Raw genomic sequence first — 22733 nt, forward strand, 5'->3', positions numbered from 1 at the left:
TGGGTGTCTGTATCAATCAGCCGCCCACGGGCTCTGATTGACGACCGCCGCCGCAGTGGAGGACACGCCATGGCACCTCAGCGATTCCGCGAGCAGTTCGACCAGATCCAGCGCTCGATGTCCGACGTCCCCCTGGCGATGGGACCGGACGACTCCGCCGAGTTCCTGTACGAGAAGGGTGTCGTCCTCGCCCGCGACGGCGAGGAGGCGCGCCTCGTCGAGGACACCGTGCGCGAGCACTTCACCACGTTCGCCGGGCTCGGCGCGGACCAGGTGCGCCGGGCGAGCCCCGAGACCAACCGCACCGGCATCACCCGTATCCGGGTCGGTGACCCGGGCGAGGGCGACGGCCGCGGCGACCCGGCGGTGGCGAACGCGCTGCGCTCGCTGCGGGCCACCGAGGGACGCGCCGGCCGCCGGCTGATCAGCCGCAACCACGTGGTGTCCATCGCCGTCAACGCCTGCCCCGGCGACGAGCCCGTGCCCGTGCCGCGCACCACCCCGCCCAACCCGGCCCCGGACACCACCCCGTACGAGGCGGACACCGCCGTCGGCGTCCTCGTCGTCGACACCGGTCTCATGCACGACTACCGGTCCTGTGCGCTGCTGGCCCACACCACCGGCGACGCGCAGCTCCGGGAGTGCGACGACGACGGCGTACTCCAGCAGTACGTCGGCCACGGCACCTTCATCGCCGGGGTCCTCGCCGCCGTCGCACCCAACACCGACATCATCGTGCGCAACACCCTCAACGACTGCGGGGCGATCCTGGAGTCCGAGTTCGGTGAGAAGCTCTTCGAGGCGGTCGACGGCCACGGCTGGCCGGCCGTCCTCAGCCTCTCCGCAGGCACTTCCAACGGCCGTACCGACGGCCTGCTCGGTATCCACGCCTTCATGGAGGAACTGCGCGACCAGGGCACCCTGCTGGTCGCCGCCGCCGGCAACAACGCCAGTGCCACCCCCTTCTGGCCCGCCGCCTACGCCGCCCTGCCCGGCTGGGAGAACGCCGTGCTCTCGGTCGGCGCGCTGCGCAGCGACGGCGAGTTCGGCGCCTGCTTCAGCAACCACGGCTCCTGGGTGCGGGCCTACGCGCCCGGCGAGCGGCTCACCGGCGCCCTCACCGGCTTCGGCACCCCGGTGCCCTACGTCTACCAGCACTCCTCCTACGACGACTGCCGGTTCGGCTTCGGCTACGCCTGCACCTGCAGTCACCCCCGGCACACCGGCGTCCTCAGTGAGCCGGGCGACCCGGCGGGCAAGCCGGACCAGGTGATGTTCGACGGGCATGCCCAGTGGAGCGGCACCTCGTTCGCCGCCCCGGTGGCCGCCGGACTCGTCGCCGCACATATGACGGCGCACAAGGAGACCGACCCGCGCGCCGCCCGCAGGCAGCTCCTCGCGGCGGTGGCCGACTACGCCGAGGTCCGCGGCGCGCACGTGCCCGCGCTGCTGCCACCCACCTGGCGGCCGGACCCCGTCGACCCGCCCGCCGCCGGGGCATGAGCGGCACACCGGCCGGAACGGCCCCCTCCACGGCGTACGATGACCACTCGTACACGAGGGGTGGGACCGTGGAACGTGCTGCTGTCGGGGCGCTCGTCCAGTCCGCCGCCGACGGTGACGCGGCGGCGTGGAAGGCACTGGTGGAGGGGCTGGGGCCGCTGATCTGGTCCGTGGTGCGATCCCACGGGCTCTCCGACGCCGACGCGCACGAGGTGTACCAGACCGCCTGGTTCCGGTTCGCCCAGCACCTGGGGCGGATCCGGGAACCGGACAAGGCCGGATCGTGGCTGGCGAGCACCGCGCGGCACGAGTCGCTGAAGGTGCTGAAGGCGTCCCGGCGCTGGACACCGACGGACGATCCGCAGCTGCTGGACCGGGCCAGCGAGGACCGTACGCCCGAGGAGCGGGTGCTGGACTCGGAGGAGGCCGCCGCCGAGAGCGAGCGCATCCGGTGGCTGTGGCAGGAGTTCGAGGAGCTGGGCGAGCGGTGCCGGCAGCTGCTGCGGGTGCTGATGGCCTCGCCGCCGCCCAGCTACCAGGAGGTGTCGGCGGCGCTGGGCATCGCGGTGGGCAGTATCGGGCCGATGCGCCAGCGCTGTCTGCGCCGGCTGCGGGACCGGCTGGAAGCACGGGGGACACGATGAGCGACACCTACGACGACGGCGCGTTCGGCTACGGGCCGCCGGCCGACGACGTACTGGCCGACGATCTGCTGGAGGAGGAGCTGCGGCAGGCCGCCGCGATCCTCGACCCGGTCCCGGCGGAGCTGAGCCGGATCGCCGTGGACGCCTACGCGCTGCACGATCTGGACGCCCGGCTCGCCGAGCTGACCTTCGACTCGCTGGTCGACGGCATCCCGGTGCGCGGTGAGGCGCCGCCGCCGCGGATGCTCACCTTCCGGGCGGGGGACGTCACCATCGACGTCGAGGTCACCGCCGACGGCCTCATCGGGCAGCTGCTGCCACCGCGCCCCGCCCGGATCGAGGTGCTGAGCGGGCCGCAGTCGGCGCGCTCGCTCACCGCGGACGACCTGGGCCGGTTCACCGGCGAGGCACCGCCGGCGGGGCCGTTCGCGCTGCGGTTGCGGTCCGGCGGGGAGCTGGTCGTCACCGAGTGGCTGCGGGCCTGACACCCGCTCCCGGTTCCCGGCGCGCGACGCCGGTCAGCGCGACACGGCGTCGACCAGCGCGGCCAGCGACTCGGCCGCCCGCGCCAGCCCGGGGCCGGCCGGACCGCCCGGCTCGCTCATGTAGGTGTCCCGGCGGATCTCCACCATCAGCGCGCCGACCTCGGCACGCCGGCCGTAGAACTCCAGTGGCACGTACGTCCCCGCGAACGGGCTGTCGAGCCCCGTCTCCCCGCACCGCGCGAACGCCTCCCGCGCCGCGGCGAGCAGCCCGGGCGGGGTGTGGAAGGGGTCCGTGCCCAGGCAGACGGGCGGGCGGGGGCCGTCGCCGTGCAGCTCGTAGGGCAGCGGCTCGCCGGGGTAGGAGTGCACGTCCAGGATCACGGCCCGTCCGGTGGCGGCGAGCCGGTCCGCCACGGCCCGGGTCATCGCCGCGGCGTACGGCCGGAAGTACCGCTCCAGCAGCGGCTCGGGGTCGGTGCCGGCGGGCCGCAGCCGCTCGCGGTGCGTGGTCCGGGTGTACACCGCGCCCATGCCGACGGCCGCCATCTCCTCCCGCTCGTCCGGGAACCGCTCCGGGTCCACCACCAGCCGGGACAGCCGGTTGACGAACCGCCAGGGCGTGACCCGGGCCCGCCGTGCCGCCGCTGCGGCCAGCTCGGCGGTGTGCGCGTCGGTGATGTGGTCGAGTTCCCGCTCCAGCGCCGCGTCACCGAGCACGATCCCGGCTCGGACGTCCGGCGGGATCGTCCGCGCGGAGTGCGGCACATGCAGGATCAGCGGGGAGCCGGCGGCCCCGGGCAGCAACTCGAAGGAACGCGGCGCGTCGGTCATGGGCTGCTCCCGGGTGGGGATCGGCGGCGGGGCGGGCGATGTCAGTGGTGTGCGGGAGGATCGAGGTGCCGGATCGATCAGCGAAGGGGGCGGCATGCCGATCAGCAGTCAACGGGTGGGCGCACACCGGTTTCTGCGGGGGCTGTACGAGGACGCGTACTTCCCCGACGACGTCGTGGACCGGGGCCGGGCGGTGCTGCTGCGGCTGTGCGAGCGCATCGAGGCGACCGGGCCCGCGGACCTGACCGCGCTGTACGCGCTGACACACGCCGCGACGGAGGAGTTCAACGACCTGGAGAGCGCGTTCGAGGCGGCCGGCAGCGAGATCGAGACGGTCGCCCGGGAGGCGATAGCCGAGGACTTCCGGTTCGTCGCCGAGGCCTACGGGTTCCCGGAGGCGGACGTGGAGGAGCTGATCGCCACCCGGGAGTGGTGACGACGGCACCCCGTCCCCGGTGGGCCGGGGACGGGGTGCCGTGCGGGTCCCGTGGTTCAGCCGAGGGACGCCAGTGCCGCGTTCCAGGTGGCGGACGGGCGCATCACGGCGGCGGCCCTGGCCGGGTCGGGCTGGTAGTAGCCGCCGATCTCGGCGGGCTTGCCCTGGACGGCGATCAGCTCGTCGACGATGCGCTGCTCGTTGGCGGCGAGCGCCTCGGCGAGCGAGGCGAAGGCCTTGGCCAGCTCCGCGTCGTCGGTCTGCTTGGCGAGCTCCTGCGCCCAGTACAGGGACAGGTAGAAGTGGCTGCCGCGGTTGTCGATGCCGCCGACGCGGCGGGTCGGGGACTTGTCCTCGTTGAGGAAGGTCGCCGTGGCCCGGTCGAGGGCGTCGGCCAGCACCCTGGCGCGGGCGTTGCCGGTGGCCTCGGCGTACTGCTCCAGGGACGGCACCAGCGCGAAGAACTCACCCAGGGAGTCCCAGCGCAGGTAGTCCTCCTTGACCAGCTGCTGCACGTGCTTCGGCGCGGACCCGCCGGCGCCGGTCTCGAACAGGCCGCCGCCCGCCATCAGCGGCACCACCGACAGCATCTTGGCGCTGGTGCCCAGCTCCAGGATCGGGAACAGGTCGGTCAGGTAGTCGCGCAGCACGTTGCCGGTGACCGAGATGGTGTTCTCGCCGCGGCGGATGCGCTCCACCGACAGCTCGGTGGCCTGCATCGGGGACAGGATCCTGATGTCCAGACCCTCGGTGTCGTGCTCCGGCAGGTACTGCTCGACCTTCTTGATCAGGTTGGCGTCGTGGCCGCGGGTGGCGTCCAGCCAGAACACCGCCGGGTCGCCGGTGGCGCGGGCGCGGGTGACGGCCAGCTTCACCCAGTCCTTGATCGGGGCGTCCTTGGTCTGGCAGGCGCGGAAGATGTCACCGGCGGACACGGTCTGCTCGATGACGGCGTTGCCGGCCTGGTCGACCAGGCGGACGGTGCCGGTGACCGGGATCTCGAAGGTCTTGTCGTGGCTGCCGTACTCCTCGGCCTTCTGCGCCATCAGGCCCACGTTCGGCACCGAGCCCATCGTGGACGGGTCGTAGGCGCCGTTGGCCCGGCAGTCCTCGATCACGGCCTGGTAGACGCCCGCGTAGGAGGAGTCCGGGATGACCGCGAGGGCGTCGTGCTCCTGCCCGTCCGGCCCCCACATGTGGCCCGAGGTGCGGATCATGGCCGGCATGGAGGCGTCGATGATGACGTCGGAAGGCACGTGCAGGTTGGTGATGCCCTTGTCGGAGTCGACCATGGCCAGCTCCGGGCCCTCGGCCAGCTCGGCGTCGAAGGAGGCCTTGATCTCGGCACCCTCCGGCAGCGACTCCAGACCCTTGTAGATGCCGCCCAGACCGTCGTTCGGGGTGAGGCCGGCCGCGGCGAGCTGCTCGCCGTACCGCGCGAAGGTCTTCGGGAAGAACGCACGCACCACATGACCGAAGATGATCGGGTCGGAGACCTTCATCATCGTGGCCTTCAGGTGCACGGAGAACAGCACACCCTCCTGCTTGGCGCGGGCCACCTGCGCGGTGAGGAACTCACGCAGCGCGGCGACCCGCATCACGGAGGCGTCCACGACCTCGCCCTGCTGCACGGGTACCGACTCGTGCAGCACGGTGGTGGAGCCGTCGTCGCCCTTGAGCTCGATGCGCAGCGCACCGTCCTCGGCGATGATCACGGACTTCTCGGTGGAGCGGAAGTCGTCCACGCCCATGGTGGCCACGTTCGTCCTCGACTCGCCGGTCCAGGCGCCCATGCGGTGCGGGTGGCTCTTGGCGTAGTTCTTCACCGAGGCCGGGGCACGCCGGTCGGAGTTGCCCTCGCGCAGCACCGGGTTGACCGCGGAGCCCTTGACCTTGTCGTAGCGGGCGCGGATCTCGCGCTCCTCGTCGGTCTTCGGGTCGTCCGGGTAGTCCGGCAGTGCGTAGCCCTGGCCCTGCAGCTCGGCGACGGCGGCCTTGAGCTGCGGGATCGACGCCGAGATGTTCGGCAGCTTGATGATGTTGGCGGCCGGGGTCCTGGCCAGCTCTCCGAGCTCCGCCAGGGCGTCCGGGATGCGCTGCTCCTCGGTGAGGTACTCCGGGAACACCGCGATGATGCGCCCGGCCAGCGAGATGTCGCGGGTCTCCACCGCGACACCGGCCTGCGAGGCGTACGCCCGGATCACCGGCAGGAAGGAATACGTCGCCAGGGCCGGGGCCTCGTCAGTGTGGGTGTAGATGATGGTCGAGTCAGTCACCGGGTGCTCCGCTCCACGTCTGCAACATTGCTCGACATCAAGATATCTCCTGATCGATCAGAGCTCGACAGGGGTACGCCGGAAGATTCCGGGACGAACCCGCCGTCGGGGGTACCGGCCGCGGTGCCGCTCCGCTGCTGGGGAAGGACCACCGCGGCCTGCTGGAGCGCCACCGTGCGGGCGGGCGCCGGGATCCGGATGCCCTCCGCGCGGTACCGGCGGTGCAGGCGCTTGATGAACTCGTGCTTGATCCGGTACTGGTCGCTGAACTCCCCGACGCCCAGGATCACGGTGAAGCCGATCCGGGAGTCACCGAAGGTGTGGAAGCGGACCGCGGGCTCGTGCTCCGGGACGGCACCGGAGATCTCGGTCATGACCTCGGCCACCACCTCGGTCGTCACCCGCTCCACCTGGTCCAGGTCGCTGTCGTAGGCGACGCCGACCTGAACCAGGATGGTCAGCCGCTGCTCGGGCCGCATGAAATTGGTCATGTTCGACTTGGCGAGCTGGCCGTTCGGGATCACCACGAGGTTGTTGGACAGTTCACGGACGGTGGTCTGCCGCCAGTTGATGTCCTCGACATAGCCCTCCTCGCCGCTGCTGAGCTGGATGTAGTCGCCGGGCTGCACGGTCTTGGAGGCGAGGATGTGAATGCCGGCGAACAGGTTGGCGAGCGTGTCCTGCAGGGCCAGGGCGACCGCGAGACCGCCGACGCCGAGGGCGGTGAGCAGCGGTGCTATGGAGACACCGAGCGTCTGCAGCATCACCAGGAAGCCGATCGCCAGGACCAGGATCCGGGTGATGTTGACGAAGATCGTGGCCGATCCGGCGACCCCGGAGCGCGAGGTGGTCACCGATCGGACCAGTCCGGCCACCACCCGGGCCGCCGACAGCGTCGCCACGAAGATCAGCAGCACCGTCAGCACCTGGTTGACGTGGTGCTGCACGGTCCGGGTCAGCGGCAGCGCCGCAGCGGCCCCCGCCACGCCGCCCGCGACCGCAGCCCACGGCACCACGGTGCGCAGCGCGTCCACGATGACGTCGTCGCCGCTCCAGCGGGTGCGGCCGGCGTGTCCCGCCAGCCAGCGCAGCAGCAGCCGCAGCAGGAAGGCGGCCAGCAGGCCCGCGGCGAGCGCGACACCGGCGGGGAGCAGGTCGTCCACGGTGAGGTCGCGGGTCACCATCGGTCACCTCCGCCGGGTGCGGGTGCGGCGAAGGGCCGCGCCGGCGGCCGGATGCGAAGTCTCGTCACGTCGTCACCTGCTCGTCTCCGGAATGTGCCAGCACACCGCGTCCGCAGGACAGTTCGAGCGGCGTGCTCGCTCATCCTGCCGTACCCGAGGGGGTGCTCCGTACCGCCTCCGGCGGCGGGCCGAAGCGATCCGGCCGCGGGGCGCGTCCACACCCGCCCGCGGGACCGTCCCCGCGCCGGTCGCGGACCCGCGTCCGCGTCGGCCGGGGTGCGCCTGTGCCTGCGCCGTGGCGCACCCGGTCCGTGGTGGTCGTCGGGGTGCGTTCGGATCGTCTGCGGTCTCCCGGCGCGCCGGCCGAGGGCCCGAGCCCGAGGGGGCTCGCGGGGGCCGGGCCGGAGCGCGTGTGCTGCCGGCGGGAGGCGTGTTCGTTCTCTGCCGGGCGGCGCTGCTCGCTGTCCGGGCCGGCCGGGCCCGTACCGTCCTCGGACCGTTGCGCCGTTCGGGACGTCCGGGCCGGCAAGATGTCCGGCGGCGGGGGAGGACCGGACCCGCCGGGGGACCGGACCCGCACGGACGCGGCGTCGGTCACCCGTCCGAGAAGGAGCCGTGGCGGCCCGCGCCGGAGGCGAAGCGGGTGGCGCCCCGGAGGCTCTCCGGCAGCACCGCCGCGCCGCCCCGGAGCTCGCCGCGCAGCGCCGTCTCCTCGTCCCGGCCCTCCTGGTCGAGCACGGACGCGCGGTCGGCCCGCAGACAGGCCTGCGGGAACCGGGCGATGGTCTCCGCCAGCTCCTCGGCGGCCGCGCGGGCGGTGCCGGTCGGCACGACCCGGTTGGCGAGCCCGATGTCGTAGGCCTCCCGGGCCGGCACCGGGCGGCCGGTGAGGACCAGGTCCATGGCCCGGCTGCTGCCGATCAGCCGGGGCAGCCGCACCGTCCCGCCGTCGATCAGCGGTACACCCCAGCGGCGGCAGAACACCCCGAAGACGGCGTCCTCCTCGGCGACCCGCAGATCGCACCAGAGCGCCAGCTCCAGGCCCCCGGCCACCGCGTGCCCGGCGACGGCCGCGACGACCGGCTTGGACAGCCGCAGCCTGGTCGGGCCCATCGGCCCGTCCCCGTCCTCCGCCACTCGGTTGCCCCGCCCCGCCGCCAGTGTCTTGAGATCGGCGCCCGCGCAGAACGTGCCGCCCTCGCCCCACAGCACCGCCACCCGCGCCCCGTCGTCCGCGTCGAACGCGCGGAACGCCGCGGCCAGCTCGGCGGCGGTCGGTGCGTCGACCGCGTTGCGCACCTCGGGGCGGGACAGGACGACGGTGGTGACGGGACCTCGGCGTTCGACGCGGACCGGCATGCGGATGCCCCTCTCATGGCTGGGACCCGGCAATTTACCGGCCCGCTCCGGGCCGCGGTCAGATGACCTTCAGCCGGACCAGCGCCCCAAGGGTCAGCGCCCCGGGCAGCATCGGCAGCCAGACGGTGACGATCCGGTACGCCAGCACCACCGCCGTGGCGACCGCCGCCGGACCCCCCGCCGCCACCAGCGCCACGACCAGTGCCGCCTCCACAGAGCCGATCCCGCCCGGAGTCGGCACCAGCGCCACGGCCACCGTCGCCGCCAGATACGCCACCGCCACATGCGCGGCCGGTACCTGGAGCCCCAGCGCCCGCCCCACCAGGACCAGCCCGGTGGCCTGCAGGGCCGGAAACGCCAGCGAGCCGCCCCACAGGGCCACCGCCCGCGCCGGACGGGCGTGCACCGAGCGGGCCTCGCCGAGCGCCGTGCGCAGGAACGAGACCACGGCCGAGCGCACCCGCCGGACCAGGCCCAGCACCCCCGCGGCCACCACCAGCACCACCGCCCCGATCACCAGTACCGACCCGAGCACGCCCTCCGGCAGCAGCGCGCCGAGCCGCAGGGCGTCAGGGAAGACCAGCAGCAGCACGCCCAGCAGGGCCACCCGGGCGACGCTCTCCGCCAGCAGGTACAGCGCGAGCGCCGCCGAGGAACGGGCGAGCGGCAGCCCGCACACCGTCATGAACCGCAGATTGACGGCGCTCGCCCCCAGACCCGTCGGCAGTAGATGGTTGGCGGCGCCGGCCGCGAACTGGGTGGCGAGCAGCCGTACCCCGGGCAGCCGTTCGACCACCGCGCCCTGCCGGGTGCAGGCGGCGGCGACCCAGGTCAGACAGGTCGCTCCGGCCGCCGCCAGCAGCCACGGCCACTGCGCGGTGGCGAGATGACGGAAGCCGTCGGCCAGCACGGAGCGGTGCTGCGCCGCCACCACGGCGACGAGCAGCAGCGGAAGCAGACAAAGGACCCGGCGGACCGTCACATCGCCAGAGGCTGCCCGCGCCGCGCCAACGGCGGATGGCGCACGCCGGTCCGGAGGCTTACGGACGGACAGCGGACGCTCGTTGACCTCAAGGTCGCTTGAGGTCCTAGCGTTCCGGCCATGAGTATGGAGACCACCGCCTGGACCCAGCTGCAGAGCGTGCTGCACGCCGAGCAGGACCGCCGCCCTCTCGCCCGCGCGACGCTGCGCCGCATCGCCGCCTTCGCCCGCCCGCACCGGCGCCGTATCGCCGTGTTCGTGCTGCTCGGGGTGGTGACGGCGCTCCTCGCCGTCGCCACGCCCGTGCTGGCCGGCCGCGTCGTGGACGCGATCGTCTCGGGCGGCGACGAGGCCGCCGTCGTACGGCTGGCCCTGCTGATCGCGCTGATCGCGGTCGCGGAGGCGGCGCTCGGCATCGTCGCCCGGCGGCTCTCGGCGGCGCTCGGGGAGGGGCTCATCCTCGATCTGCGCACGGCTGTGTTCGATCATGTGCAGCGCATGCCGGTCGCGTTCTTCACACGTACGCGTACGGGGGCGCTCGTCTCCCGTCTCAACAACGATGTGATCGGCGCCCAGCGGGCGTTCAGCAACACCCTCTCCGGCGTGGTCAGCAACCTGGTGACGCTGCTGCTCACGCTCGCCGTCATGCTCACCCTGTCCTGGCAGATCACCCTGCTCGCGCTCGCCCTGCTGCCGGTCTTCGTCGTCCCCGCCCGCCGCATGGGCCGCCGGATGGCCCGGATGCAGCGCGAGGCCGCCGCCCTGAACGCCGCCATGGGCACCCGGATGACCGAGCGCTTCTCCGCGCCCGGCGCCACCCTGGTCAAGCTGTTCGGCCGCCCGGAGGAGGAGTCGGCCGAGTTCGCGGTGCGCGCCCGGCGGGTCGCGGACATCGGCGTCCGCACCGCCACCGCCCAGGCCGCGTTCATCACTGCGCTCACCCTGGTCTCCGCACTCGCCCTGGCCCTGGTCTACGGCCTCGGCGGGTTCCTCGCCCTGCGCGGCGGTCTGGAGCCGGGCGCCGTGGTGGCGCTGGCGCTGCTGCTGACCCGGATGTACGCGCCGCTCACCGCGCTCGCCGGGGCGCGCGTGGAGGTGATGAGCGCGCTGGTCAGCTTCGAGCGTGTCTTCGAGGTACTGGACCTGCAGCCGCTGATCGAGGAGCGGCCGGACGCGCGCCGGGTCCCCGACGGTCCGGTGTCGGTCGAGTTCGACGACGTCCGCTTCGGCTACCCGTCGGCCGACAAGGTCTCCCTCGCCTCCCTCGAGGAGGTCGCCGCGCTGGACACCCGGGGCGGCGCCGAGGTCCTGCACGGAGTCTCCTTCCGCGCCGAGCCCGGACAGACCGTGGCGCTCGTCGGCTCCTCCGGCGCTGGCAAGTCGACCATCGCCCAGCTGCTGCCGCGGCTGTACGACACCGACGGGGGAGCGGTGCGGATCGGTGGCGTCGACGTGCGCGACCTGAGCGCCGGTGCACTGCGGGAGACCCTCGGCATGGTCACCCAGGACGGCCACCTCTTCCACGACACCGTCCGCGCCAACCTGCTGCTCGCCCGGCCCGGTGCGACCGACGGCGACCTGTGGGAGGCCCTGGGCCGGGCCCGCCTCGACGACCTCGTCCGCTCGCTGCCCGACGGACTGGACACGGTGGTCGGAGAGCGCGGCTACCGGCTGTCCGGCGGGGAGCGCCAGCGGATGACCATCGCCCGGCTGCTGCTGGCCCGTCAGCGTGTGGTCATCCTGGACGAGGCCACCGCCCACCTCGACAACGCCTCTGAGGCGGCAGTCCAGGAGGCGCTCACCGAGGCGCTCCAGGGCCGGACCGCCGTCGTCATCGCCCACCGGCTCTCCACGGTCCGGGCCGCGGACCAGATCCTCGTCGTCGAGGCGGGCCGCATCGTGGAACGCGGCACCCATGACGAACTGCTGGCCGCGGGCGGCCGGTACGCACTGCTGTACCGCACCCAGTTCGCCCGGCGGCCGGAGGGGGCGACGGAGACGGCGACCGGGCCGGCGGACGCCCCGGTGGACGGGCCGGCGGACGCCCCGGCGGCGGACGCGCCGTCCGAGGGGGCATCCGAGGCGGCGACCTCGACGGTCTGAGCAGGCCGTCCGGCCGGACCACCCGGTCCCGCCGCGGACGGCAGGCCCGGGCTAGTCCGGCCGGCCGCCGGTCCCGCCGTCACCGTCGGCCGTCGGTGGTGAGACCGGGTCGGCCGGCACCATCTTGGGTTCGTGGCGCGCGCATCGGGGATTGCGGCAGGGGCCCGGGGCCCACACGGGGACGTAGACCGCCATGTTCTTGTGCCGCTCCACCACGGCCTCGACCGGCTGCCTGCACACGGGGCAGACCTGCTCGGGGGAGTGAGAGGCCGCCGTACGTCGTCTCTCGCTGCTCATGTCGGCATTTTAAGACTGCTTTAGCGGTTTTTGGGAGTATGTTGACCGGGATCCTCGTCGGGCGGCGGCTCCGCGGCGTCCGACGCGGTCCCGTCCGCCCCCTGTGCCGGTGGCCGCACCATGCTCAGCACGATCGACACCGTCAGCACGACGACGATGACGGCGAGGCTGACCAGCGAGGGGATCTCCGGTACGGCGGTGCTGATGGTCTCGTGGGAGGCCTGCAGAATCAGCTTGACCGCGATGAAGGCCAGGATGAGGGCGAGCCCGTAGCTGAGGTAGTGGAAGCGGTCGAGCAGCCCGGCCAGCATGAAGTAGAGGGCGCGCAGGCCCAGGATGGCGAAGGCGTTGCTGGTGTAGACGATGAAGGCGTCGCTGCTGACGGCCAGCACCGCGGGCACGCTGTCGACGGCGAAGACGAGGTCGGCGGCCTCGATGGCGGCGACCACGGCGAGCAGAGGCGTGGCGACGCGCCGGCCGGCCTCCCGTACGAAGAAGTGGTGCCCGGCGTACTCGTCCCGCACCGGGACGACCTTGCGGAGCATGCGCACGGCGATGCTCTTGGCCGGGTCGAAGCTGTCCTCCTCCTCGCGCAGGATCTTGTACGTGCTCCACAGCAGGATGGCCGCGAAGACGAACAGCACCGCGGTGAAGCGGCTGACCACGGCCACACCGGCGGTGAGGAAGATGCCGCGGAAGACCAGGGCGCCGAGGACCCCGAGGAAGAGCACCCGGTGCTGATAGGCGCGGGGCACCCTGAAGTAGCCGAAGATCAGGGCGAAGACGAAGAGGTTGTCGACGGACAGGCTCTTCTCCAGCAGCCAGGCGGTGGTGTACTCCACCCCGGCGGTCGTGCCGACGACGAAGAAGACGACCACACCGAACAGGACCGCCAGCCCGACCCACACGGCGCTCCATGCGGCGGCCTCCCGGAAGCCGATGACGTGCGCCTGTCGGTGGGCGAGCAGGTCGATCGCCAGTGACACCAGCACGGTGATGCCGAAAACCATCCACAACCACACCGGCACGTCATGCACAGGCCCGACCTCTCGCATCTCTCGAACGGGATCGACCGCAGGTCTTCCTACGAGTCTGGGACATACCCGGGGAGGATGTCGCCCCCACGCTCACGCGTGTTCTGGCAGGATGCGGGCGTTCGCCGGGTCGGGACCGTGGGAGGTTCGAGTGCGAGGGCGACGGGCACCGGCGGGCGTGGTGGGACTCCTCGTCCGTGCGGCAGTGGTACTGACCGTGTCGGCGCTGCTCGCGGAAGGGGTCCGGGCGGCGATTCCGCTGGACCCGGTCGCGGCGGGTACGGGCGAGGGCGGCGCGGCGTTCGCCGTCTCGGTGCTGCGCGCCGTCTCCGCGGGCACGTTCGGCGCCGCGGCCTGTGTGCTCCAGGTGGCGCTGCTGGTCCTGTTCTCCAGGGCGGTCCGCGCGGGGCTGCGGCTGCTGCGGGAGAGGCGGGCGGGGCTGCATTCGGGGCTGCGCTCACCCTGACCCGGCGCCCTGGGTCGCCCGTGGGTTGCCGGAACCCGGCAGTGTGCGGCCGTTCCGGGTACGCATCAGGGCCCTGTCAATGGTGCGTCAGGAGCCTGTAAGGTTCCCTGCGGTGTGCCGGGAAGTCGGGTCGGCGAGCAGGGCAGAACTCTTCCGATCGGGGGGCCTTCCGTCATGGTTCTGGTAGTGGTCTTCGGCGTCGCGCTGTTGGTGGCGGTGCTCCTGTCGGGCCTCGCGGCGCGTACGGTGCTGTCGACGTCCTTGCTGTTCCTGGTGGGCGGCGCGCTGGTCAGCGACGGTTTCCTGGGGCTGATCCATGTGACCCCGGACAGCGAGATCGTGGCGGTGACCGCCGATCTGGCGCTGTTCGCGGTGCTGTTCACCGACGGCATGCACGTCTCGCTGCCCAAGCTGCGGGCCAACTGGCGCAATCCGGCCCGCGCGCTGGGCCTCGGCATGCCGCTGGCGTTCGTCTTCATGGCCCTGGTGACCCACTATCTGGTGGGCCTCGACTGGACCACCTCGTTCCTGGTCGGCGCGGTGCTGGCACCGACCGACCCGGTCTTCGCCTCGGCGATCGTGGGCCGTGCGGAGGTCCCCGCCAAGCTGCGTCAGCTGCTCAACGTGGAGAGCGGGATCAACGACGGACTCGCCCTTCCGGTCGTACTGATCCTTATCGCCGCCGCCGGCCCGACGGCCGCCGGCATGGACGCCTCGCCCTCGACGATCGCCCTGGAACTGCTCCTCGGGCTGGCGTTCGGCGGCATCCTGCCGCTGCTGGTCAACCGGCTGGTCCGGTTCCGGCTGCTGGGTGCGGAGCCGAAGCTCCAGCCGCTGCTGCCGCTGGCCACCGGGATCATCCTGTACGCCGCCTGCCACCTCACCCACGCCAACCCCTATCTGGCGGCCTTCTCGGCGGGCGCGGTCATCGTGCATGTCTCCCCGGAGGCCAAGACCTCCTTCGAGCCGCTCGGCGAGGCGCTGGCCGAGCTGGCGAAGTTCGCGGCGCTGCTGGTCTTCGGCGCACTGCTGACCCCGCAGCTGTTCGGCGACCTGTCGCCGGGCGGCTATGTGGCCGTGCTCCTGGCGATCGTCCTGATCCGCCCGGCCTCGCTGCTGCTGTCCCTCCTCGGCACCCGGCTGTCACGCAAGGAGAAACTGGTCGCGGCCTGGTTCGGCCCCAAGGGATTCGCGTCGGTCGTCTACGGGCTGCTGGTGCTGCACTCCGGCATCCCGGAGGCGGAGCAGGCGTTCACGCTCATCGCGGTGTGCATCGCCTTCTCGATCGTCGCGCACAGCTCGACGGACGTACCGATCGCCCGCGCCTTCGACGTCGAGGACCTGGCGGGCATGGGCGACGGCGACGCCGCACGGCCTGCCGGGGTCTCGGTCGGGGAGACCGGGGCCGCCGGGAAGGCCGAGCCGGTGAGGAGCGAGGCCGGGACCGGCGGGACCGCGAAGAGCGCGTCGGAGTGACCCGCGGCGCGTACGCGCTCCGTGTCCGGGGAGGGACCGCACCCGCGGCCCTCCCCTTCCTCCCCTCCCTCTCTTCTCCTCTTCTCCCGGCCGGGTGTCAGCAGGGCAGCCGGCCGAGCAGGGCCGCGAATCCGGTCGCCGGGGCGAGGGTGCCGAAGGCGAGGCCGCGGTCGCCCGCCAGGCGGGATGCGCAGAAGGCGTCCGCGACCGGCGCCGGGGCGTGCCGCACCAGCAGGGACCCCTGCAGCACCAGCGCCGCACGCTCGATGACCCGGCGGGCTCGCAGCGGGGCGTCCTCGGTGAGCACCAGCTCGTCCCTCAGTTCCCGCCAGGCCAGGTCGAGCCGGCGGTCGGCGCCGGCCGCGGCCTCGATCTCGGCGCCGAAGGCGTCGACGGACTCCGGCTCCCGGGCCATCGCGCGCAGCATGTCCAGTGCGTTGACATTGCCCGAGCCCTCCCAGATGCCGTTCAGCGGGGCCTCGCGGTACAGGCGCGGCATGCCGGACGCCTCGTCGTAGCCGTTGCCGCCGAGGCACTCCAGGGCCTCGGCCACCGCCGCGGGCTGGCGCTTGCACACCCAGTACTTGGCGACGGCCGTGGCCAGCCGCAGGAAGGCACGCTCGCGGGCGTCGCCCCGCACCGCCCGGTCGGCTGCTCCGGCGAGGCGCAGCGCGAGCGTGGTGGCGGCCTCCGACTCGACGCCCAGGTCGGCGATCACATTGCGCATCAGCGGCTGGTCGATCAGCTTGGCGCCGAGAACGGAGCGGTGGCGCACATGGTGGGCGGCCTGGGCGAGGGCGGCACGGGTGCCGGCGGCCGAACCGAGCACGCAGTCCAGGCGGGTCATCGTCACCATGTCGATGATGGTGCGCACCCCCTTGCCCTCCGCGCCGACCAGCCAGGCCACGGTGTCGTCGAACTCGGGCTCGCTGCTGGCGTTCGAGCGGTTCCCGAGCTTGTCCTTGAGCCGCTGGACACGGAAGGTGTTGCGGCTGCCGTCGGGCAGCACCCGCGGCACCAGGAAACACGACAGCCCGCCGGGGGCCTGGGCGAGGACCAGGAACAGGTCGTTCATCGGCGCACTGGTGAACCACTTGTGCCCGCGCAGCCGCCAGGTCCCGTCGGGCCGCTCGGTCGCGGTGGTCGTGTTGGCCCGTACGTCCGTGCCGCCCTGCTTCTCCGTCATGCCCATCCCGGCCAGCAGGCCGCGCTTGTCCGTGGGCGTGCGCAGGCCGGGGTCGTAGACCCGGCCGGTCAGCAGCGGCTCGTAGGTCTTGGCCAGGTCGGGGGAGTGCCGCAGCGCCGGGACCACGGCGTAGGTCATGGAGACCGGGCAGCCGTGCCCCGCCTCGGCGGTGCTCCACACCATGAACCCGGCCGCGCGCGCCACATGCGCGCCGGCCCGCTCGTCCGCCCAGGCGGCCCCGGCCAGCCCCTCGCCGATCGCCACCTCCAGCAAGGCGTGGTACGAGGGATGGAAGTCCACCTCGTCGACCCGCCGGCCGTAGCGGTCATGGGTGCGCAGCACCGGCTCGAAGCGGTTGGCCTCGTCCGCCCAGCGCTGCACCTCCTCGTCGCCGGCCCGGCGGCCCACCCGGTGCAGGTCGTCGAGGTACCACTCGGCGCCCTCCCGGCGCACGCCCTCGATCAGCACCGGGTCGTCGGCGACGTCGTGGCCGGTCAGCGGCGGTGGCTGGTTGGTCACCTCGTGGGTCACCGCGGTGGGGTTGCTCCGCGGAACTGCGGATGATGACACGGGATCTCCTCCAAGGTCGCCGGTGGTTCACGGGTGCGCGGGTGCTTCCCGAGGGCGGTTCACGGGTGCGGGCCGGCCGGGTCGGCCCCGGCGCAGCGCAGTGCCATGGCGGTGAGCTCGGCGAGCAGTTCACCGCTGTCGCCGTCGTCGTCGGCGGTGCCGAGCGGAGCGACGAGGACCTCGCCGATCCCGCCGGTGAGCGCCGCGGCGGTGACCTCAGCGTCCTGGGGCGGCAGCGTGCCGTCCGCGATGCCCTCTCGGACCACCTCGGCGAACAGGGCGCGGTAGCGCAGGCGGTGGTCGAGGCGTTCGGCCCCGACCGCCGGTTCCGCCGGGGCGGCGAGCAGCGCGTAGGCCAGACCGCGGTTCTCCAGCGCGCGTCGGGCGAAGACCCGGACTCCGGCGGCGAGCCGCCCGGCCGGATCGCCGGGGCCGCGCAGCACCTCGCCGAGCACCTCGACCTCCCGCCCGGCGGCACGCCGGAACACCTCGACGGCGAGCGCCGCCTTGGACGGGAAGTGCTGGTAGACCGAGCCGGCCGCGATCCCGGCCGCACCGGCGACCGCGGTCACGGACGCCTGTGCCCAGCCCACCTCGGCGACCACGGCGGTGGCGCAGTCGACGAGGCGGTCACGGGCGGCTTCCAGCCGGCGGATCTCGGCAGGGGTCTTGCGGTAGGCCATGAAAGAAGTGAACCACCATTCACATCTTTCGCCAAGAGCAGAACGTGGCGGCGGTGGCCCGGAGCGGGGCGGCGGCGCGTCAGGTGTCGTCGTCGGACTCCCGGCGCGCCTTCGCCGCCCGCCGCAGCCGGTGGTGACGGGACGGTCCCTGCTCCGTGACCACGTCGCCGACCATCGTCCGTACGACGTCCGCGAGCCCGTGCAGCGCATGGTGCCGGGCGGGGCCGGCGCCCGGGTCCTCCCGCAACTCGCGCACCAGGGACCAGCACAGGAGCAGCATCACCACCACGAAGGGCAGCGCCACCAGGATCGTCGCCGTCTGGAGCGAGTCCAGGCCGCCCACCACCAGCAGCACCGCCGCCACCGACGCCATCAGCACGCCCCACACCACGACCAGCAGCGTCGGCGGATGCAGCGCGCCCCGGCTGGTCAGCGAACCCATCACCAGCGACGCCGAGTCGGCACTCGTCACGAAGTAGGTCATGACCAGCACCATCGCGATGAACGACGTGACCGAACCGATCGGCAGTGCGTCCAGCATGGCGAACAGCGACGCCTCGGCGCCGTCGGCCACGGCGCCCGCGAGGTCGGCCTCCCCGGTCGACTGCAGCCGGAGCGCCGTACCGCCCATCACACAGAACCAGATGACGGTCGCACCGCTCGGCACCAGCAGCACGCCGATGAGGAACTCCCGCACGCTCCGGCCGTGCGAGATACGCGCGATGAACGTCCCCACGAACGGCGCCCAGGACAGCCACCAGGCCCAGTAGAAGATGGTCCAGGCGCCCAGCCAGGCATGGTCGGAGAAGGCGCCGGTCCGGGTGGCCATCGGCAGCAGGTTCTGCAGATACCCGCCGACGGACGCGGGGATCGTGTCCAGGATGTAGACGGTCGGGCCGACCAGGAACACGAACACCATCACCGCCGCCGCCAGCACGATGTTCAGCGTCGACAGCCATTTGACGCCCCGGTGCAGCCCGGAGAAGGCCGAGACGACGAACGCCGCCGACAGTGCCCCGATGATGACCAGTTCGGAGGTCCGGGTGGCGTCCACGCCCGCCGTGATGTCGAGTCCCTCGGCGACCTGGAGCGCGCCCAGGCCGAGGCTGGTCGCCGTGCCGAAGACGGTTGCGAAGACGGCCAGCAGATCGATCACCCTGCCCTGCCACGACACCGCCCGCCGGGCCCCGATCAGCGGGACGAACGCGGCGCTGAGCCGGTTGCCGCGGCCCTTGCGGAAACCGGCGTACGCCAGCGCGAGCCCCGCGATCCCGTAGATCGCCCAGGGCGTGAGCGTCCAGTGGAAGAACGAGTACTCCATGGCCGTACGCGCCGCCGCGGCGGACTCGGGCTGTGCGCCGCTCGCCGGCGGCGGCGCCAGGAAGTGCGTGAGCGGCTCACCGACGCCGTAGAACATCAGACCGATGCCCATGCCCGCGCTGAACATCATGGCGATCCAGGCGAGGTTCCCGAACTCCGGCTCGGCGTCGTCCCTGCCCAGCCTGATCCGGCCGAACCTGCTGAACGCGATGACCAGGCAGAGGACCAGGAACACGTCCGCGGCGACCACGAAGAGCCAGCCGAAGTTGTTCAGCACCCACGTCAGGCTGGTGGAGGAGACGCTGTCGAAGGACTCCTCGCCGAGCCAGGCCCACAGCACCACCGCGGCCACGGCCGCCATCCCGATGGTGACCAGCACCCGGTCGGGTGCCGCGTGCACCGGACGGCTGTGCGGAATCTCCGACGGGGACGGATCGATCGGTTCCGTACTCATAGCGCCCCACTATGGTGCGACATCGCACCGTAGTGGGGCGTTACACGCCGCCCGCCGGTCAGCCGTCGGTCCAGCCGTGGTTCTTGCCGAACTGCAGCAGACCCCGGCGGACCTGCACGATCTGTTCCCCGGTCAGCGTCGGACAGGCGGACAGCAGAATCTCCGTCACCTCGTGGAGGTACTCGTGCGAGGTGAGCACGTCGCACATCGAGTCGTCGCCGTCCAGCTGCCGCGCCGCCGTCCCGGACGGCGGGGCCGCCACGGCCCCCTGGCCCAGGCGCACGTCCGAGGCCTTCAGGCCCCGGTCGCCCTCCTCGACCTCGAACTCGACGGGGAGCCCGGGACGCACCTGGTGCTCGGGAATCCGCAGATCGTTGGCGTGGAGGAAGACGTCCTCCCCGCCGTGATCCGGCGCGATGAACCCATAGCCCCGCACAGCGTCGAACCGCACCACACGACCGGCAATCATGGCCACAACCCCCAACCGCAACACCCGGGCCCCTTGCCCGGACCAGCAACAAGCGAGAAGGGTACGCGGCGGGAGCGGTGCGGGTCGAGTGCCCCCCGCCGAACGCCGCAGGCCGGGCCCGGGCCGGCGAACAGACCGCCTGCAGGGCGGCGTGCGCCGGCACCGCGCCGGCGTACGCCGCCCTGCAGGCCGTCCTGCGACGACGTGTGGCCGTCCCGCGGATGCGGCTACCGCGGGTCGCGGTTGAAGAGCGACCTCGACCAGAAGTAGCCGAGGGCGGAGAGGGCCACGCTCCAGCCGATCGCGAGCCAGGCTTGGTGGCCGATCTCGGTGCCGAGGAGCAGGCCGCGCAGAGTCTCGATGGCCGGGGTGAACGGCTGGTACTCGGCGATCGGCTGGAACCAGCCCGGCATCGTCTCGGCCGGGATGAAGGCGCTCGAGATGAGCGGAAGGAGGATCAACGGCATGGCCATGTTGCTGGCCGCCTCGGCGTTCGGGCTGGCCAGTCCCATGCCGACCGCGATCCAGGTGAGCGCCAGGGCGAACAGCGCGAGCAGTCCGAACGCCGCCAGCCACTCCAGAGCCGTGGCGTCCGTGGACCGGAAGCCGATGGCCACGGCGACGGCTCCGACGATGACCAGGCTGGCGAGCACCTGCATCACGCTGCCCACCACGTGCCCGATGAGCACCGAGCCGCGGTGGATCGCCATCGTGCGGAAGCGGGCGATGATGCCCTCGGCCATGTCGGTGGAGACGGACACCGCGGCGCCGATGACCGTGCTGCCGATGGTCATCAGCAGGATCCCGGGGACGATGTAGGCGATGTACTCGGAGCGGTCCGCGCCGCCGCCACCGATGCCCGCGCTCATCACATCGCCGAAGATGTAGACGAAGAGCAGCAGCATCATGACCGGCGTGAGCAGCAGGTTCAGAGTGAGGGACGGATAGCGCCGGGCGTGCAGCAGGTTGCGGCGCAGCATCGTGCTCGAGTCGCGGGCGACGAGGGTGAGGGCGCTCATCGGGCAGTCTCCTGGTGCTGGTCGGTGCCGCCGGTCAGGGCGAAGAAGACGTCGTCGAGGTCGGGGGTGTGCACGGCGAGCTCGTCCGCCTCGATGTCGGCCGAGTCCAGCCAGTCGAGGACGGAGCGCAGTTCGCGCTGGGTGCCGTCGCTGGGGATGCGCAGGGCCAGCGCCTCGTCGTCGCGGGTGGCCTCGCGCAGCGCGGCGACCGCGGTCTGGTAGGCCGCCGGGTCGGTGAAGCGGAGCCGGATGTGCCCGCCGGGGACCAGCCGCTTGAGCTCCTCGGCGCTCCCCTGGGCGGCGATCCTGCCGTCGTTGAGGACGGCGATGCGGTCGGCGAGTTCGTCGGCCTCCTCCAGGTACTGGGTGGTGAGGAAGACGGTGGCCCCGTCGGAGACCAGCTCGCGGATGATCTGCCACATGCTGTGGCGGGAGCGGGGGTCGAGGCCGGTGGTGGGCTCGTCGAGGAAGATGATCCGCGGGTTGCCCACCAGGGTCATCGCGAGGTCCAGGCGGCGCTTCATACCGCCGGAGTAGGTGGAGACCGGCTTCCTCGCGGCCTCGGTGAGGTCGAAGCGCTCCAGCAGTTCGGCGGCGGCCTTCCGCCCCTCCTGCTTGGAGAGGTGCTGCAGGTCCGCCATGAGGAGCATGTTCTCCTCGCCGGTGATCAGCCCGTCGACGGCGGAGAACTGCCCGGTGACCCCGATCGCGGCGCGCACGGCCTGCGGGTCGGTGGCGAGGTCGTGGCCGCCGACCCGCAGCTCACCGGCGTCCGCGGTGATGAGGGTGGAGAGGATCTTCACCGCGGTGGTCTTGCCCGCGCCGTTCGGTCCGAGCAGCGCGAACACGGACCCGGTCGGGATGCGCAGGTCGATGCCGTCGAGGACGGTCTTGTCGCCGAACGACTTGCGCAGCCCGACGGCGGAGATGGCGGCAGGGCGCGGCGTGCTCTCACCCTTCCTGGATGTGGGCATGACAGCTGAAGGCATGGAGCTCTCCCTTTCGGAGGCTGAGGGACGTGGGGACGGGCGGACGGGAGATGGTGCTCAGACCCGGGCGCGGCGGACATCGATGTTGCCCCAGTTGGACCGGGCGTGGACCTTGACGGTCTCCTCGGTCTGCTCCGGGGCGTCGGACGCGGCGAGCGTGTTGCGTACCTGTCCGCGCTTGGAGGTGACGTCGAGCCAGGCGGCGGTGCCCTCGCGGATGCCGACCTCGATGGGACCGTTGGCGGTCTCCAGATGGACGGTGCCGCGGGCGACATCGCCGACGCGGAGGTGGCCGTTGGTGGTGGTGCCGGTGACGGACGCCTCGGCGCGCGCGATGTCGACGCCGCCGTTGACGCCGTTCACCCGCAGCTCGCCGGTCACGGCATCGACGGTGGTGCTGCCGTGCGAGTTCTTGAGGACGGCGGGACCGTCCACGACGCCGACGCGCAGGTTGCCGGAGTTGGTGGTGATCTCGGCCATGCCCTCGACGCGGTCCACGGTGATCGAGCCGTGCGACACGGTGAGCTGGAGCGGCCCTGTGGTGTCGAGGCGGACATCGCCGGACGCGGTCTTCAGGCGGACCTCGCCCAGCCGGCCCTCGCCGAGCACCTGGGTCCCGGCGCCGGAGACGTCGACGTGCGAGCCGGTGGGCAGTTCCACCGTCACGTCGACGTTGCCGGAGCGCCCGATGAGATTGGCCCTGGGGGTCCTGATGGTCAGTGCACCGCCGGCGTAGGCGACCTCGGTCTGCTCGGCGGCCCGTGCGTCCTGGTCGCGCTTCGGGTCGCGGGGCTCCGCCGCGACGACGGTGTCGGTGCGGTCGCCCGTGGTGAACCGGATGGAACCGGAGTACACGTGCGCCGTGACCGTGATCGCTCCTGGCGTGTCGAAAGAAGGCATGGCTGTACCGTCCTCGTGGGTCGTCGGGTCGTCCCCACTGGTGGGACGTGGCGTGAGTGGTGCGGGT

21 protein-coding genes are annotated in these 22733 nt (G+C 72.5%); 7 read left to right on the forward strand and 14 right to left on the reverse strand.

Annotated features, from left to right (window positions below; all coding sequences use genetic code 11):
• Window positions 1–69 precede the first annotated feature (69 nt).
• The 3 genes from V5O46_RS26670 to V5O46_RS26680 are packed head-to-tail and all read left to right on the forward strand — an operon-like array spanning window position 70 to window position 2632.
• Window positions 70–1503: a S8/S53 family peptidase gene (locus V5O46_RS26670; protein ID WP_332887259.1), complete on the forward strand. Its 1434-nt coding sequence runs from the start codon at window positions 70–72 to the stop codon at window positions 1501–1503.
• Window positions 1500–2147, forward strand: a complete 648-nt coding sequence (locus V5O46_RS26675) for an RNA polymerase sigma factor (RefSeq protein WP_332887260.1) — start codon at window positions 1500–1502, stop codon at window positions 2145–2147. The genes V5O46_RS26670 and V5O46_RS26675 overlap by 4 nt, the downstream gene beginning before the upstream one ends.
• On the forward strand, window positions 2144–2632 hold the full coding sequence (locus V5O46_RS26680; RefSeq protein ID WP_332887261.1) for a hypothetical protein: 489 nt from the start codon (window positions 2144–2146) through the stop codon (window positions 2630–2632). Before V5O46_RS26675 ends, V5O46_RS26680 begins: the two co-directional genes overlap by 4 nt.
• Window positions 2633–2665: 33 nt before the next feature.
• On the opposite strand, the gene V5O46_RS26685 is transcribed toward V5O46_RS26680, so the two are convergent.
• Window positions 2666–3463, reverse strand: coding sequence for an N-formylglutamate amidohydrolase (locus V5O46_RS26685; protein ID WP_332887262.1), 798 nt, complete (start codon window positions 3461–3463; stop codon window positions 2666–2668).
• Between the two features lie 94 nt (window positions 3464–3557).
• On the opposite strand from V5O46_RS26685, the gene V5O46_RS26690 reads away from it, so the two are divergent.
• Window positions 3558–3899, forward strand: a complete 342-nt coding sequence (locus V5O46_RS26690) for a DUF5713 family protein (protein WP_332887263.1) — start codon at window positions 3558–3560, stop codon at window positions 3897–3899.
• A 56-nt stretch (window positions 3900–3955) separates the two neighbouring features.
• Here V5O46_RS26690 and V5O46_RS26695 read toward each other — a convergent pair whose 3' ends face one another.
• From V5O46_RS26695 to V5O46_RS26710, 4 genes are all read right to left on the reverse strand, one after another.
• Window positions 3956–6175, reverse strand: coding sequence for an NADP-dependent isocitrate dehydrogenase (locus V5O46_RS26695; RefSeq protein ID WP_332887264.1), 2220 nt, complete (start codon window positions 6173–6175; stop codon window positions 3956–3958).
• The gene (locus V5O46_RS26700) at window positions 6172–7356 is read right to left on the reverse strand and encodes a mechanosensitive ion channel family protein (protein ID WP_332887292.1); all 1185 of its coding nucleotides are present in this window, start codon (window positions 7354–7356) and stop codon (window positions 6172–6174) included. The genes V5O46_RS26695 and V5O46_RS26700 overlap by 4 nt, the downstream gene beginning before the upstream one ends.
• A 597-nt stretch (window positions 7357–7953) precedes the next feature.
• Entirely contained in the window at window positions 7954–8718 is a 765-nt protein-coding gene (locus V5O46_RS26705; RefSeq protein ID WP_332887265.1) for a crotonase/enoyl-CoA hydratase family protein, read from the reverse strand.
• A 58-nt stretch (window positions 8719–8776) separates the two neighbouring features.
• Window positions 8777–9676 (reverse strand): lysylphosphatidylglycerol synthase transmembrane domain-containing protein, encoded by a 900-nt coding sequence (locus V5O46_RS26710; RefSeq protein ID WP_408649066.1) that lies wholly within the window; start codon window positions 9674–9676, stop codon window positions 8777–8779.
• A 150-nt stretch (window positions 9677–9826) separates the two neighbouring features.
• Between V5O46_RS26710 and V5O46_RS26715 the strand changes: the two genes are divergently transcribed.
• Window positions 9827–11803 (forward strand): ABC transporter ATP-binding protein, encoded by a 1977-nt coding sequence (locus V5O46_RS26715; protein WP_332887293.1) that lies wholly within the window; start codon window positions 9827–9829, stop codon window positions 11801–11803.
• 51 nt (window positions 11804–11854) lie between these two features.
• Here V5O46_RS26715 and V5O46_RS26720 read toward each other — a convergent pair whose 3' ends face one another.
• The gene (locus V5O46_RS26720; RefSeq protein ID WP_332887267.1) at window positions 11855–12100 is read right to left on the reverse strand and encodes a hypothetical protein; all 246 of its coding nucleotides are present in this window, start codon (window positions 12098–12100) and stop codon (window positions 11855–11857) included.
• A 20-nt stretch (window positions 12101–12120) separates the two neighbouring features.
• Window positions 12121–13137 carry a TerC family protein gene (locus tag V5O46_RS26725; RefSeq protein WP_332887268.1) on the reverse strand — a complete coding sequence of 339 codons (1017 nt, stop codon included), beginning with the start codon at window positions 13135–13137 and terminating at the stop codon, window positions 12121–12123.
• A gap of 148 nt (window positions 13138–13285) precedes the next feature.
• On the opposite strand from V5O46_RS26725, the gene V5O46_RS26730 reads away from it, so the two are divergent.
• Together V5O46_RS26730 and V5O46_RS26735 are read left to right on the forward strand one after the other, a co-directional pair.
• Window positions 13286–13600 (forward strand): hypothetical protein, encoded by a 315-nt coding sequence (locus V5O46_RS26730; protein WP_332887269.1) that lies wholly within the window; start codon window positions 13286–13288, stop codon window positions 13598–13600.
• A 174-nt stretch (window positions 13601–13774) separates the two neighbouring features.
• Window positions 13775–15076 carry a cation:proton antiporter gene (locus V5O46_RS26735; protein ID WP_332887270.1) on the forward strand — a complete coding sequence of 434 codons (1302 nt, stop codon included), beginning with the start codon at window positions 13775–13777 and terminating at the stop codon, window positions 15074–15076.
• A gap of 97 nt (window positions 15077–15173) precedes the next feature.
• Here the strand turns inward: V5O46_RS26735 and V5O46_RS26740 are convergent, their stop codons facing one another.
• From V5O46_RS26740 to V5O46_RS26770, 7 genes are all read right to left on the reverse strand, one after another.
• Window positions 15174–16832 carry an acyl-CoA dehydrogenase family protein gene (locus V5O46_RS26740; RefSeq protein WP_332887271.1) on the reverse strand — a complete coding sequence of 553 codons (1659 nt, stop codon included), beginning with the start codon at window positions 16830–16832 and terminating at the stop codon, window positions 15174–15176.
• A gap of 59 nt (window positions 16833–16891) precedes the next feature.
• Entirely contained in the window at window positions 16892–17515 is a 624-nt protein-coding gene (locus V5O46_RS26745) for a TetR/AcrR family transcriptional regulator (RefSeq protein ID WP_332887272.1), read from the reverse strand.
• A 79-nt stretch (window positions 17516–17594) separates the two neighbouring features.
• The gene (locus tag V5O46_RS26750; protein ID WP_332887273.1) at window positions 17595–19289 is read right to left on the reverse strand and encodes a BCCT family transporter; all 1695 of its coding nucleotides are present in this window, start codon (window positions 19287–19289) and stop codon (window positions 17595–17597) included.
• A gap of 58 nt (window positions 19290–19347) precedes the next feature.
• Window positions 19348–19758 (reverse strand): cold-shock protein, encoded by a 411-nt coding sequence (locus V5O46_RS26755; RefSeq protein ID WP_332887274.1) that lies wholly within the window; start codon window positions 19756–19758, stop codon window positions 19348–19350.
• 227 nt (window positions 19759–19985) lie between these two features.
• Complete coding sequence (locus V5O46_RS26760; RefSeq protein WP_332887275.1) at window positions 19986–20777, reverse strand: ABC transporter permease; 792 nt, start codon at window positions 20775–20777, stop codon at window positions 19986–19988.
• Window positions 20774–21766: an ATP-binding cassette domain-containing protein gene (locus V5O46_RS26765; protein WP_332887276.1), complete on the reverse strand. Its 993-nt coding sequence runs from the start codon at window positions 21764–21766 to the stop codon at window positions 20774–20776. Before V5O46_RS26765 ends, V5O46_RS26760 begins: the two co-directional genes overlap by 4 nt.
• Before the next feature lie 57 nt (window positions 21767–21823).
• Window positions 21824–22666 carry a DUF4097 family beta strand repeat-containing protein gene (locus V5O46_RS26770; RefSeq protein ID WP_332887277.1) on the reverse strand — a complete coding sequence of 281 codons (843 nt, stop codon included), beginning with the start codon at window positions 22664–22666 and terminating at the stop codon, window positions 21824–21826.
• Window positions 22667–22733: the final 67 nt, after the last annotated feature.

The organism is Streptomyces poriticola, assembly GCF_036689765.1.
GTDB classification, from domain to species: Bacteria; Actinomycetota; Actinomycetes; order Streptomycetales; family Streptomycetaceae; genus Streptomyces; species Streptomyces poriticola.